The organism is Pseudomonas sp. GW821-FHT07F05, assembly GCF_059418765.1.
In genome coordinates, this window is record NZ_JBWKQL010000033.1 from 1 (window position 1) to 527 (window position 527).

The following is a 527-nucleotide window of genomic DNA, read 5'->3' on the forward strand; positions in this document are numbered from 1 at the left end:
CTGGACGCGATCTTCGTCCCGGTCGGTGGCGGCGGGCTGATTGCCGGCATCGCGGCGTACGTGAAATACCTGCGCCCGGAGATCAAGGTGATCGGCGTCGAGCCGGACGATTCCAATTGCCTGCAACAGGCCATGGCCTACGGCGAGCGCGTTGTGTTGCAGCAGGTCGGGTTGTTCGCCGATGGCGTCGCGGTGGCGCAGATCGGGCAGTACACCTTCGACATCTGCAAGGATTATGTCGACGAAGTGATCACGGTCAGCACCGATGAAATCTGCGCGGCGATCAAGGACATCTACGACGACACCCGCTCGATCACCGAACCCGCCGGCGCCCTGGGCGTGGCGGGGATCAAGAAGTACACCGAGCAATACGAAGTCACCGGGCAGACCTTTGTTGCCATCGACTCCGGCGCCAACGTCAACTTCGACCGCCTGCGCCATGTCGCCGAAAGAGCTGAACTGGGCGAAGGCCGCGAAGCAATCATTGCCGTGACCATCCCGGAGCAGCCGGGCAGCTTCAAGGCGTT

General features: G+C 62.6%; 1 protein-coding gene. It reads left to right on the top strand.

Going from position 1 to position 527, the window contains the following annotated elements; all coding sequences use genetic code 11:
- The coding region (locus AC07RO_RS27065) for a pyridoxal-phosphate dependent enzyme (RefSeq protein WP_495087546.1) at window positions 1–527 on the top strand (527 nt) is incomplete at both ends.